A 14,762-nucleotide genomic window follows, 5' to 3' on the forward strand; every position below is an offset into this window, starting at 1 on the left:
CCACAGCACGGCCATCAGGTCGGCCGACCGCTCCATCAGCACGGCCACCCGGCTCTCCGGCTCCACGCCCCGGGCGATCAGCCAGCGCGCCACCCGGTTCGCCCGTTCCTCCAACTCCGCATACGAGACCGACGCTCCCTCGTCATCGAGCACGGCCACCGCTTCCGGGGTGAGGGCCGCCTGAGTCTCGAACAGCTCGGGCAGCGTCACCGCGGGCACCGGTCGGGCCGTGTCGTTCCACTCCTCCACCACGACCCGCCGCTCGGCCTCGTCGAGCACCCCGAGCCCGGCGACCCGCACCCGCGGATCGGCGGCCATCTGTGCCAGTACGCGCTGAACCCGTCCCACCAGGGTCTGGACGGCGGCTTCGTCGAACAGGTCGGGCCGGTAGTCGAGCCGCAGTTCGAGCTCGTCGGCCGGAGAGGCGAGCAGTGTGAGCGGGTAGTGGGTCGCCTCCTCGCCGCCGCCTCCGACGATGGGCAGACCGCCCAGCTGCCGGCCGGCGTCCGGGTCGTGCGGATAGTTCTCGTAGACCACGAGGGTGTCGAAGGTCGCGCCCGCACCGGCGATCCGCTGGATCTCCGTCAGCCCCACGTGCTGGTGCGCGATGAGCTCGGCCTGCTCGGCCTGGAGCTGTGCCAGCAGCTCCAGCACCGTCCGCCGGGGGTCGAGACGCACCCTGACCGGGACGGTGTTGATGAACAGCCCCAGCATCTGCTCCACGCCAGGAAGATCGGCCGGGCGACCGGCGACCGTCGCACCGAACACCACATCGGTGCGGCCCGACAGCATCCCGACCAGGACGGCCCACGCACCCTGGACCAGTGTGTTCAGCGTCAGTCCGTTCGCCCGCGCCATCTCCCGCAGTGTGGCGGTGAGCGGTTCGTCGAGGCGCACGATCACGTGGCGGGACTGGATCGACTCGGCGCCCCGTTCGATCGGTGCGACGAGGGTCGGCTCGGAGGCGCCCACCAGCGCCGATCGCCATGCCTCCGACGCAATCTCCACGTCCTGGCCGTCCAGCCAGGCAAGGTAGTTCCGGTACGGCGTCACCGGCGCGAGCCCGCCGGCGTCGCCGCCCGCCGCGTAAATCTGCGAGAGCTCACCGAGCAGGATGGGCAGCGACCAGCCGTCCATCACGATGTGATGCATCGTGATCATCAGGCGGTACCGCTCATCACCCTGCTTCAGGAGCAACAACCGCAACAGCGGCGGAGCCGCGAGATCGAACCGTTCCAGATCCTCCTCCGCGAGGCGCAGCGCCTCGGCCTCCGCGTCCGCCTCGGACAGGCCCGAGAGGTCCGCCTCGCGCCACGGCAGGACCACATCCCGTACGACCACCTGGACCGGGCTCTCCATCCCGGCCGACTGCCGGAACCCGGTCCGCAGACTCGCATGCCGGTCCAGCAACGCCCGCCACGACGCCCGGAGGACGCCGGTGTCGACAGGCCCCTCAAGATCCAGGAAGCGCTGACCCACATAAACATCGCGGGCGCCCTCGTCGTACCGGGCATGGAACAACAGCCCTTCCTGCAACGGCGACAACGGCCACACATCGACCAGACCCGGAACAGCCGCCTCCAGCTCCTCCACCTCGTCCTGACCGAGAGCAACCAACGGGAAGTCGGACGGAGTGTGCCCACCACTGCCGGACTCGGCGGCGTGGGCCGCCAGGCCGGTCAGCATCGCCACCCAGCCGGACGTCAGTTCACGCAGCGCCTCCTCCTCGAAAAGACCGGCCGGGCATCCCAGGGTGACCGTCAGTTCAGGTCCCTCGGGAAGGTCGCGTACGAGCCCACCGGCCTCCAGCGCATGCATCAGCACCATCCGGTCGTCGGCCGCCCCGCCGAGGACCGTGTCGGCGTCGGGCCGCCAGCTTCCTCCCGCCGTCTCGTCTGCGGGCGTGAAGCGGCCGAGGTAGTTGAAGCCGATCTGCGCCGACGGCAAGCCCTCGAACGCGGAAGCGGTCTCAGGGTTCAGGTAGCGCAGCATCCCGTAGCCAAGACCGTCACCGGGAACCCCCCGCACCTGCTCCTTCACCAGCTTCAACAGACGTCCGGCCTCCGGACCACCGGCCCGAACCTGGGCGTGATCAGCACCCGCCACGTCCAACCGCATCGGATACGAGCTCGTGAACCAGCCGACCGTACGCGTCAGATCCATGTCCTCCGAGAGCGGCACACGGCCATGGCCCTCGACATCCACCAACAGGCCGCCCGAGACCGCACGGCCCCGGCCCCGCCGCCAGTCCTCCACGGCAGCCGCCAGACCGGCCAGCAGCACATCGTCAATACCCGCATGGAACGCGGCCGGTACCCGCGTCAACAGCTCCGACGTCACCGACACCGGCAGCTGGAATTCCACCCGCCGCGTCCCGCCCGCGACCGTGTCCACAGCCGGGTCCAGAGCCCGCCCACCCAGCCGGGAGTCCGAACTCTCCAACATCCTTGTCCAGACCGGTAGTTCGGCTACCCGTTCGGCGCCCGTCGCCTGCTCGGCCAGATCCTGCGCCCATCCCCGGAACGACGTACCGACGGGGGCGAGGACCGGGTCCGGACCGGAGTCGTACGCCGCCGCCAGGTCCGGGACCAGTACCCGCCACGACACACCGTCGATCGCCAGGTGATGAACGACGACCAGCAGCCGTCCGGGCGCATCGGTCCCGGCGTCGAACCACACCGCCTGCACCATCCGGCCGGCCACCGGATCGAGCCGCCCCACCGCGCTCTGCTCCGCGTCGCGGACGAGCTCGGCCATGTTCCCGACGGCGGCGTCCACGCGCCGCACGGCCACCGGCGCGGAGCTCTTGTCCGGCACCACCAGCATGCTCGGCTCACCGTCGGCCAGCTCCAGGCGCGCACGTAGTACGTCATGGTGGTCCAGGACCTTCCGAACCGCCGCCTCCAGACGCGGCAGCTCCAGCCCGGCCGGGACCTCGATCAGCATTGACTGGGAGAACACCCCGGTCAGGACCGTCGGGCCCGCCCGCTCGACCAGTTCACGCATCACCGGGGTCAGCGGGACCGGTCCCACGCCGACCGTCTGCGCCTCCGCCGGGCCGCCCGCCGTGGTCGTCTGCACCCCGGCGACCCGTGCCAGCCCGGCCGGGGACTTGTGCTCGAACACCTGCCGGGCGGTGATCAGCACGCCAGCGGCACGAGCCCGGGAGACGACCAGCATCGACATGATGGAGTCGCCGCCGAGCTCGAAGAACGAGTCCTCCGCACCGACCCGTTCCAGGCCCAGGAGCTCACCGAACAGCCCGCACAGCACCTCTTCCACCGGAGTCGCGGGGCCCCGGCTCTCCGACCCGGCGAACTCCGGGGCGGGCAGCGCGGCACGGTCCAGCTTCCCGTTGACCGTGACGGGCAGGCTCTCCAACTGCATGATCGCCGTGGGGACCATGTACTCGGGGAGGATCTGCGCCGAGAACTCCCGCAACGACTCCGCGTCCACTTCCACGTCCGCGTCGGCCGGAACGACGTACGCCACCAGGCGCTTGACTCCCGGCTGGTCCTCGCGGACCACCACCGCGATCTGGCCGACGCTCTCGTGCTCGGCCAGTACGGTCTCGATCTCGCCCAGCTCGATGCGGAACCCGCGGACCTTCACCTGGTCGTCCACGCGGCCCGAGTACAGCAGCTCGCCGTCCAGGGTCCACCGCGACAGGTCACCTGTCCGGTACATCCGGTCGGACCCGGGGAACGGGCAGGCGACGAAGCGCTCAGACGTCAGGCCGGGCCGGCCCGCGTAGCCCCTGGCCAGCTGAACACCCGCCAGGTAGAGCTCTCCTGTCACACCCGGAGGAACCGGGCGCAGGAACTCGTCCAGCACGTAGGTCTGGGTGTTCCAGACGGGACGGCCGATCGGCACCGACCCGTACGGCGTGCCGTCCGTACCGTCCCAGGACGTGACCTCGACCGCGGCTTCGGTCGGCCCGTAGAGATTGTGGAGCCGCACACCGATCCGTTCGCGGAACTCCTCCACCAGGTCGGTCGTCAGCGCCTCGCCACTGCAGAAGACCCGCCGCAGACCGGCGCAGTCACCCGGGCGGACCTCCTGGAGAAAGACGCCCAGCATGGACGGCACGAAGTGCATCACCGTCACCGCACGCCGGGCCAGGACCTCCACCAGATACGCGGGGTCGCGATGCCCGCCGGGCTTGGCCATCACCAGACCGGCGCCCACGACGAGCGGCCAGAACAGCTCCCACACCGACACGTCGAAGCCGGTCGGCGTCTTCTGCAGCACCCGGTCGTCGCTCGTCAGCCGGTAGGTGTCCTGCATCCACAGCAGCTTGTTCGCGATCGACCGGTGGCTCACGACGACGCCCTTGGGGCGGCCCGTCGATCCCGAGGTGTAGATCATGTACGCCGCGGAACCCGGCGTGACGGTCAGTTCCAGCGGGGCGCCGGAACACGACGCGACCTCCGCGACCGTCTCCGCCGCGTCCCACACCGCCCAGCCGGAGGGTTCTGCCTGGTCACCGGCCGTCGAGCCGGTGCACACCACCACCGCGGGCGCGGCGTCGGCCAGCACGTACCCGATACGGTCGGCCGGGTAGTCCGGATCCACCGGTACGTACGCTGCACCGGCCTTCAGCACGCCCCACAGCACGGCCATCAGGTCGACCGACCGCTCCATCAGCACGGCCACGCGGCTCTCCGGCCCCACGCCTCGGGCCCTGAGCCAACGCGCCACGCGATTGGACCGCTCGTCCAGCTCCGCGTACGTCACCGAGGACTCTTCGTCGATGACCGCGAGCGCATCCGGGACGCGCCCGGCCTGGGACCGGAACAGCTCCGGCAGGATGGTGTCCTGGACCACGTGGCCGGTGTCGTTCCACTCCTCCACGACCAGCCGCCGCTCGGCGGCGTCCAGGACTTCGAGTTCACCTGCCTTCACGTGCGGGTCGCGGGCGACCTGTTCCAGTACGCGTACGAGCCGCCGGGCCAGCGACTGGGCTGTGGCTTCGTCGAAGAGGTCGGCGGCGTACTGGAAACCGCCTTCGATTCCGGCGGGCGTGCCGTGCTCGTCGCGGAGTTCCGCGAGTCCGACCGACAGGTCGAAGCGGGCCGAGAACGCCTCGTCGGCCAGGATCGGCCGGACGTCCAGCCCCTGCAGTTCCCACGGGGCGTCCGCGCCGGGGGTGTTGTCGATCGTCAGCATGATCTGGAACAGCGGGTGCCGGGAGAGTGAGCGCGTCGGGCTGAGGTCGTCCACCAGCCGCTCGAAGGGCATGTCCTGGTGGGCGAACGCGGCCAGGTCGGTCTCCCGGACCCGGCCCAGCAGCTCCGCGAACGTCGGGTCGCCGGCGGTGTCGGTGCGCAGCACCAGCGTGTTCACGAAGAACCCCGCGAGATCCTCCAGGGCCGAGTCGGCGCGACCCGCGACGGCCGTGCCGATCGGAATGTCGGTGCCCGCGCCGAGGCGGCTCAGGAGCATCGCCAGCGCGGCCTGTACGACCATGAACATCGTCGCCGAGCCCTGCTGGGCGGCGGCCGTGAGGCCGGCGTGGGTGTCGGGTCCGATCGCCATCGGGACCCAACCGCCCTGGAACGAGCCGACCGCGGGCCGGGTCCGGTCCGCCGGGAGCGACAGTTCCTCGGGCAGATCCGCCAGCGCCTCCCGCCAGTAGCCGAGCTGGGCGCTCAGCAGGCTGTCCGGGTCGTCGAGCTCGCCGAGAACCTCACGCTGCCAGAGCGCGTAGTCGGCGTACTGCACGGGCAGCGGCGCCCAGTCCACCACCGAACCGGCACGACGCGCCTCGTACGCCGCCTGGAGATCCCGGGCCAGGACGCCCATCGACCAGCCGTCCACGGCGATGTGATGCGACACCAGCAGCAGCACGAACTCCGCGCCCGCCTCGGAGGGCAGGGTCAACAGCTCGGTGCGCCACGGGCTGTCGCAGGTCAGGTCGAAGGGATGGTTCGCCAACTCGGCCATGACATCCGGCAGTTCGGCCCGTGCTACGTCCCGTACTCGCAGGGCAGGACGGCCCGCCGGACCGTCGAGGATCTGCTGCCTGGGAACGCCGCCCGTCTCCGGGAACACCGTCCGGAGCGTCTCGTGCCGGTCGGCGACATCGCCCAGGGCCGCCTCCAGCGCGGCCACGTCCAGCTCGCCGGAGAGCCGCAGCGCCAACGGCATGTTGTAGGCCGCGGCCGCTCCCGACTCCTCCAGCCGGTTGAGGAACCACATCCGCTGCTGGCCGAACGACAGCGGCAGTACGTCGGGCCGCTGCCGGACGACGATTCCCGCCCGTACCGCACGGCCCGAGGTGTCCTCCACGAGCCGGGCCAGCCCCGCGACGGTCGGCTCGGCGAACAGCTCGCGGATGCCGACCTCGGTGTCCAGAACCGAGCGGACGGACGCGATCAGCCGCATCGCCAGCAGGGAATCGCCGCCGAGATCGAAGAACGAGTCCTCGGCGCCGGCCCGTTCCAGGCCGAGCACCTCGGCGAACAGCCCGCAGAGGATCTCCTCCGTCGGGGACGCGGGCCCGCGGCCGGCCCCGTCGCCCAGGTCCGGCGCGGGCAGCGCGGCCCGGTCCAGTTTGCCGTTCACGGTCATCGGCAGGGACGCCAGTGTCACGACAGCCGCGGGCACCATGTAGTCCGGCAGGGTCAGCGCGGCGAACTCCCGCAGTACGGCGCCGTCGGCGCTCTCTGCGGCCGGGACGACGTACGCGATCAGGCGCTTGACCCCCGGCTGGTCCTCGCGGACGATCACCGCGACCTGGCCTACGCTCTCGTGCCCGGCCAGGACCGACTCGATCTCGCCCGGCTCGATCCGGAAACCACGGATCTTCACCTGGTCGTCGGCCCGTCCCGCGAACACCAGTTGCCCGTCGGACGACCAGCGCGCCAGGTCACCGGTCCGGTACATCCGCTCCCCCGAGCCGGGGAACGGGCAGGCGACGAATCGTTCCGCCGTCAGCCCGGCGCGGGCGTTGTAGCCGCGCGCGAGCCCGGAACCCGCGACATACAGGTCGCCGGTCACGCCGGGTGCCGCCGGACGCAGGAACTCGTCCAGGACGAAGACCCGGGTGTTCCACACCGGGCCGCCGATCGGTACGACGCCCGAACCGGACGGCAGCGCGTCGGTCATCGTCGCGCACACCGTCGTCTCGGTCGGCCCATAGGCGTTGAACAGCCGCCGGGACGACGCCCACTGCGCCACCAGCCCCGGCGGGCAGGCCTCGCCCGCCACCACCACGGTCCCCAGCGCGTCCGGCAGCCCGTCGACGCTCGCCAGCACCGACGGCGGCAACGTCACATGGGTCACCGCGAATTCGTCGAGCAGATCCTCCAGCCGCCCGAACGGCGGCATCCGGTCGGCGGGCGCCACCACCAGGGCGGCCCCGGCCAGCAATGCCATGCACACCTCGGACACCGCCGCGTCGAAGCCCAGCGCGGCGAACTGCAGCACGCACGACTGAGGCCCGACCCCGAACCGGTCGATCTGCGAGCCGGACAGGCTGCCCAGGCCCGCGTGCGACACCACCACGCCCTTCGGCGTCCCCGTCGAACCCGAGGTGTAGATCACGTACGCGGGATGCGCCGGACGCAGAGGCGTCGTCCGGTCGGCGTCCACCGGCGCGGTCGTACGAGCGGCCGCGATCTCCGCCACGGTCGCCGGGTCGTCCCACTGCATCCGCTCGATCCCGGCCGGGAGTATGCCGGCGGTCGACTCGGTGCACACGACCAACGCCGGGGCGGCGTCGGCCAGCATGAAGGCGATGCGCTCGGCAGGGTAGTCCGGGTCGACCGGTACGTAGGCCGCGCCCGCTTTCGTCACACCGAGCAGGGCGACGATCTGGTCGGCCGATCGCTCCATCAGGACGCCGACCCGGCTCTCGGGCCCGACGCCCCGGCCGATCAGGACATGCGCCACCCGGTTGGCTTGCTCGGCCAGTTCGGCGTACGTCAGGGTGGTGCCGTCGCCGATCAAAGCGACGGCGTCGGGGGTGCGGACGGCCTGGGCCTCGAAGGCCTCCGGCAGTGTGGCGGCGGGAAGCGGCCGGGCGGAGTCGTTCCACTCCTCAAGCACCGTGCGCTGCTCGGCGGCGTCGAGTACGTCTAGGCGGCTGATCCGGGTCTCGGGGTCGGCGGCCACCTGTGCCAGGACGCGTTGCAGCCGGTGGACGAGGGTGCGGGCCGTCCCGTGGTCGAACAGGTCCTTCGCGTACTGGAGGTCGCCGATGATCCCGGCCGGGGCTCCGTGCTCGTCACGGTGCTCGGCGAGGCTGATCGACAGGTCGAACCGGGCGGGGAGCGCCTCGTCGGGCAGCGCCTGGGCGTTCATCGGGTGCACGGTCAGGCCGGGGAATTCCCAGTCCTCGACCGGTACGTTCTGCAGCACCAGCATGATCTGGAACAGCGGGTGCCGGGTGAGCGACCGTACCGGGTTGAGCTCGTCCACGAGCCGCTCGAACGGGACGTCCTGGTGGGCGTAGGCGCCCAGGTCGGTCTCCCGGACCCGGCCCAGGAGCTCGGCGAACGTCGGGTCGCCGGCGGTGTCGGTGCGCAGCACCAGCGTGTTCACGAAGAACCCCGCGAGGTCCTCCAGCGCGCTGTCGCCGCGGCCCGCGACGGCGGTGCCGATCGGTATGTCGGTACCGGCGCCGAGCCGGGCCAGCAACATCGCCAGCGCCGCCTGGACCACCATGAACATCGTCGCCGAGCCCTGCCGGGCAACGCCCGTGAGACCGGCGTGGGTCGCCCCGTCCACCTCGACCGCGACCGAGCCGCCCTGGAACGACGCAACCGCGGGCCGCGCCCGGTCCGCCGGAAGCGGAGCCTCCTCCGGGAGGCCCGCGAGGGCGTCCCGCCAGTAGTCCAGCTGGGCGGTGATCAGGCTGTCGGGGTCGTCGAGTTCGCCGAGGACCTCGCGCTGCCAGAGCGCGTAGTCGGCGTACTGGACGGGAAGCGGCGACCAGCCGACCGCTGCGCCCTCGCATCGGGCTGCGTAGGCCGTCCGCAGGTCGCGCGCCACGATCCCCATCGACCAGCCGTCGACGGCGATGTGATGAGCCACCACCAGCAGTACGAACTCGGACCCGGACAGGGTCAGCAGCTCGACCCGCCACGGCAGATCGCGGCCCAGGTCGAAACCCCGTCCTGCCTCGGCGACCAGGACCGCGGGCAGGTCGGCCTCGTCGATCGGGCGGGTGCGCAGTACCGGACGGCCGGCCGCGCCCTCCAGGATGTGCTGGCGGGGCGTCCCCTCCGTGTCCGGGAAGACCGTGCGGAGGGTCTCGTGCCGGTCGGCAAGGTCACCGAGCGCGCCTTCCAGCGCTGCCACGTCGAGGTCGCCGGAGAGCCGGAGCGCCAGCGACATGTTGTACGCCGCGCCCACTCCCGCTTCTTCGAGCCGGTTGAGGAACCACATCCGCTGCTGCCCGAACGACAGCGGCACCGCTTCCGGCCGCTCCCGCACCGCGATCCCGGCCCTGACGTCGGCCTGTTCGCCTTCGACGAGCCGGGCCAGGCCCGCGACGGTCGGCGTCCCGAACAGCTGACGAATGCTGACCTCGGCCTCCAGCGCCGAGCGGACGGATGCGATCAGCCGCATCGCCAGCAGGGAATCGCCGCCGAGATCGAAGAACGAGTCCTCGGCGCCGACCTGCTCCAGTCCCAGCACCTCGGCAAAGAGCCCGCACAGGACCTCTTCCAGCGGGGTCTCGGGACCACGGCCTTCGCTGCCGCCGAACTCGGGGGCGGGAAGGGCGGCGCGGTCGAGCTTGCCATTCACCGTGACGGGCAGGGCTTCGAGCTGCACGATCGCGGCGGGGACCATGTAGTCCGGCAGCTTGTGCGCCACGTGCTCCCGCAGGACGACGTCGTCCACGGTCTCCCCTGCCGGGACCACATAGGCGACCAGCCGCTTCACGCCCGGCTGGTCTTCACGGACGATCACCGCTACCTGGCCTACGCTCTCGTGCGCGGCCAGCACGGCTTCGACCTCGCCGAGTTCGATCCGGAATCCGCGGATCTTCACCTGGTCGTCGGTCCGGCCCGCGAAAAGGAGTTGCCCGTCCGGCGTCCAGCGCGCCAGGTCGCCGGTGCGGTACATGCGGCCGCCGTAGGGGCAGGCGACGAAGCGTTCCGCCGTCAGGGCGGCGCGGCCGTCGTAGCCTCGGGCCAGACCGGAACCCGCGACGTAGAGCTCCCCTGTCACGCCCGGTGCGACGGGACGCAGGAATTCATCCAGTACGTACGTCCGGGCGTTGTCCATCGGTTGGCCAATGGGCACGCTTGACGGAACTACATCACCGGCGCGGTACGGGATCTGGGTCGTGAACGCGGTCGTCTCTGTGGGCCCGTACGTCGACCGGACGGTCAGATCCGGATGGGCGTCCAGCAGCGCCCGTATCGCCGAGGCAGAGACCACGTCACCACCGGTCGACACCTCACGTACGCCATCGAAAATCTGCGGGGACTCCTCCGCCAGCACCCGGAACAGACCAGCCGTAGCATGCACGTTGGTAATCCCGTGCTCGGCGATCAACCGCCCGCGCTCGGCCGCGTCGACATCACCGGACCGCATGACGATCAACTGGCCACCGCGTGTCAGCGGCACCCACAACTCATAAGTCGACGCATCAAAGGCGTGGTTGGCCTGCACCAACACCCGCTCGACGACGTCATCACGCCAGCTGCGGTCAGCGACAAAGCTCGCCACATTCCCGTGTGTCACCGCCACACCCTTGGGCGTGCCAGTGGAACCCGACGTGTACATCACATACGCCAGGCTGTCCGGCGACAGAACCAGCCCCGGATCCACCGGCTCAGCCTCAAACAGCCCCGCCACAGCAGTCGTCGCAAGACCGTCCAACTCACGGTCGGCGAGCACCAAGGAGACCCCGGCCTCCGCCACCACCACACGCAACCGCTCCACCGGATGATCGCCATCCAGCGGCACATACGCCGCACCGGCCTTCACCACGCCCAGCAGCACCGGGACCAGGTCAGCCGACCGGTCCATCACCACGCCGACCCGGCTCTCCGGAACCACACCCCGGCCGACCAGGGCATGCGCCACCCGGTTCGCCCGCTCGTCCAACTCCGCATACGTCAGCGACACACCGCCACCAACAACCGCAACCACACCCGGAGTCCGCGCCACCTGCGCCCCGAACAACTCCGGCAACGTCAGGGCGGGAACCGGCTGAGCAGTGTCGTTCCAGCCGTCCACCACCAGGCGCCGCTCGGCCTCGTCGAGCACATCGAGCTGGCCGACCGGCAAGCGCGGATCGGCGACAATCTGCTCAAGGACCCGTCGTACGCGTTCCGCAAGCGTCTGGACGGCGGCTTCGTCGAATACGTCGGGCCGGTAGTCGAACTGCAGCTCAAGCTCATCGGACGGAGAGACGACCAGCGTGAGCGGGTAGTGGGCCGCTTCCTCGCCGCCGCCTCCGACGATCCGCATACCACCCATGTCCGGGGCGGAATCGGGGTCGTGCGGGTAGTTCTCGTAGACGACGAGGGTGTCGAAGGTCGCGCCGGCACCGGCGATGCGCTGGATCTCGGTGAGTCCCAGGTGCTGATGGGCGATCAGTTCTGCCTGCTGGGCCTGGAGACCGGTCAGCAGGTCCGCGGCCGTCCCGTACGGATCGAGGCGGACTCTGACCGGGACGGTGTTCATGAGCAGCCCCAGCATCTGCTCCACGCCCGGCAGCTCGGCCGGACGGCCGGCGACCGTAGCGCCGAACATCACGTCGCTCCGGCCCGCGAGCGTGCCGACCAGCACACCCCACACACCCTGGACCACGGTGTTCAGCGTCAGCCCGTGCTCGCGCGCCATGTCACGTAGCGCCTGGCTGAACGGCTGGTCGAGCCTGACGATGACGTGACGGGGCTGGACCGACTCGGTGCCCGGTTCGATCGGGGCGACTACGGTCGGCTCGGTGACGTCCGCCAGCATCTCCTGCCAGGCGGACCGGGCGGCTTCCTTGTCCTGACGGTCGAGCCAGGCGAGGTACTCCCGGTACGGCGTCACCGGCGGCAGAGCGTTCGCGTCGCCGCCGACCGCGTAGATCTGCGACAGCTCACCGAACAGGATGGGCAGCGACCAGCCGTCCATGACGATGTGGTGCATCGTCATGACCAGGCGGTAGCGCCGTTCGCCCAGCTTGAGCAGCAAGAACCGCAGCAGCGGCGGAACCGCCAGGTCGAACCGTCCGTGCTCCTCCGCCGCGAGCCGAAGCGCTTCGGCCTCGGCATCAGCGTCGGAGAGTCCGGACAGGTCCACCTCACGCCACGGCAGCTCCACATCCTGCGCGATCACCTGGACGAGGCGGTGGAAACCGGCGCGCAGGCTCGCATGCCGGTCGATCAGCGCCTGCCAGGAACCACGGAGCAGCTCGGGGTCCACGGCTCCTTCGAGGTCCAGGAACCGCTGACCCACGTACGCGTCGTGGGCGTTCTCGTCGTACCGGGCGTGGAACAACAGCCCTTCCTGCAAGGGCGACAACGGCCACACATCGGCCAGGCCGGGGACTGCCGCCTCCAGCTCCTCGACCTCGTCCTGGCTGAGAGCGACCAGCGGAAAGTCGGAAGGGGTGTGTCCGCCACTGCCGGATTCGGCGGCGTGGGCGGCCAGACCGGTGAGCATCTCGGTCCATCCTGCGACGAGCTCGTCCAGTGCCGCGTCGTCCAGCAACCCAGCCGGGCACGCCAGCGAGATCGTCAGCTCAGGCCCGTCAGGGAGGTCTCGTACAAGTCCACCGGCTTCCAGCGCATGCGTCAGGACCGTCCGTTCGTCGGCGGTCCCACCGAGACCCAAGTCGCTGTCGGGCTGCCAGCTTCCCGCTGCTGTTGCTGTTGCTGTTGCTGCGGTGAAGCGGCCGAGGTAGTTGAAGCCGATCTGCGCCGAGGGCAGCCCCTCGAACGCGGAAGCGGTCTCCGGGTTCAGGTAACGCAACACCCCGTAGCCGAGCCCGTCACCCGGTACAGCACGCACCTGCTCCTTGACCCGCTTGAGCAGACGCCCGGCCTCCGGACCACCTGCCCGAACCTGGGCATGATCAGCGCCGGCCACGTCCAACCGCATCGGATACGAGCTCGTGAACCAGCCGACCGTACGCGTCAGATCCATGTCGTCGGAGAGCGGCACGCGTCCATGGCCCTCCACATCCACCAGCAGGCCGCCCGGGACCTCACGCCACTCGTCCACGGCCGCGACCAGACCGGCCAGCAGCACATCGTCGATGCCCGCATGGAACGCGGCCGGTACCCGCGTCAACAGGTCGGACGTCACCGACGCCGGCAGCTGGAACTCGACCCGCCGCGTCCCACCGGCGACCGTGTCCACAGCCGTGTCCAGAGCCCGCTCACCCAGCCGGGAATCCGAGCCCTCCAACATCCTTGTCCAGAGCGGCAGTTCGGCCACCCGCTCGCCACTCACCGCCTGCTCGGCCAGGGCCTGCGCCCATCCCCGGAACGACGTGCCCACCGCGTCCAGTTCCACGTCCTGGCCGGAGGCGTACGCCGCCGCGAGATCCGGAGCGAGCACCCGCCACGAGACACCGTCGACCGCCAGGTGATGCACCATCACCAGCAGGCGTCCAGGCACGTCGGGTCCGGCGTCGAACCACACGACCCGCACCGTCCGACCGGCCACCGGATCGAGGCGCTTCGCCTCTTCCTCCGCACACGCCCGTACCGCGTCGGCCCACTGCCCCGTGCCGAACTCCGCCGCGTCCACCCGCCGCACGTCCGGCTTCCCGGAGCCCTTCTCGGGTACGACCAGCGAGCCTGGCTCACCGTCGACGAGCTCCAGACGTGCACGCAGGACATCGTGGTGATCCATGAGCACGCGAACCGCCGCTTCCAGATGCGGCAGCTCCAGCCCGGCCGGAACCTCAAGCAGCATCGACTGGGAGAACGCCCCGGTCAGCGCACCCGAACCCGCCCGCGCGGCCAGCTCACGCATAACGGGCGTCAAAGGCACTCGTCCCACGCTCGCCGCCGTCTGTGCCTGTGCGGGGTCCGTTGCAGGCGTCCCGGCGACCCGGGCGAGTCCGGCCGGGGACTTGCGCTCGAACACCTGTCGAGCCGTGATCACGACCCCGGCTCGACGGGCCCGGGAAACGACCAGCATCGACGTGATCGAGTCACCGCCGAGCTCGAAGAACGAGTCCTCGGCGCCGACCCACTCCAGGCCCAGCACCTCGGCGAAGAGCCCGCACAACACCTCCTCGACCGGGGTCTCGGGGCCACGGCCCGCCGAGCCGACGAACTCGGGGGCGGGCGCCGCGGCCCGGTCCAGCTTGCCGTTCGCCGTGAGGGGCAGGGTCTCCAGTTGCGTGATCGCGGTGGGGACCATGTAGTCCGGCAGCTTGCCCGCGACGTACTCGCGGAGCAGCTCGGCGTCCACGTCGCCATCGGCGGGGACGACGTAGGCAACCAGCCGCTTGGTCCCGGGCTGGTCCTCACGCGCGATCACCGCTACCTGGCCGACACTTTCGTGCGCGGCCAGCACGGCTTCGACCTCGCCCAACTCGATCCGGAAACCACGGATCTTCACCTGGTCATCGGCACGGCCCGCGAAGAGCAGCTGGCCCTCGGACGTCCAGCGCGCCAAGTCACCGGTGCGGTACATGCGGCCGCCGTACGGGCAGGCGACAAACCGCTCCGCCGTCAGACCGGCCCGGCCGTCATAACCACGGGCCAGACCGGAACCCGCGACATACAACTCCCCCGTCACGCCCGGTGCTACCGGACGCAGGAATTCGTCCAGTACGTACGTCCGGGCGT

At 70.6% G+C, this 14,762-nt stretch carries 1 protein-coding gene; it reads right to left on the bottom strand.

The annotated features are described in order from the left end of the window. Window positions 1–14,762, bottom strand: a 14,762-nt coding sequence (locus J7I98_RS21080; RefSeq protein WP_214922564.1) for a non-ribosomal peptide synthetase, incomplete at both ends; no start/stop codon positions are given.

The organism is Streptomyces sp. ISL-98 (genome assembly GCF_018614055.1).
Taxonomy (GTDB): Bacteria; Actinomycetota; Actinomycetes; order Streptomycetales; family Streptomycetaceae; genus Streptomyces; species Streptomyces spiramyceticus.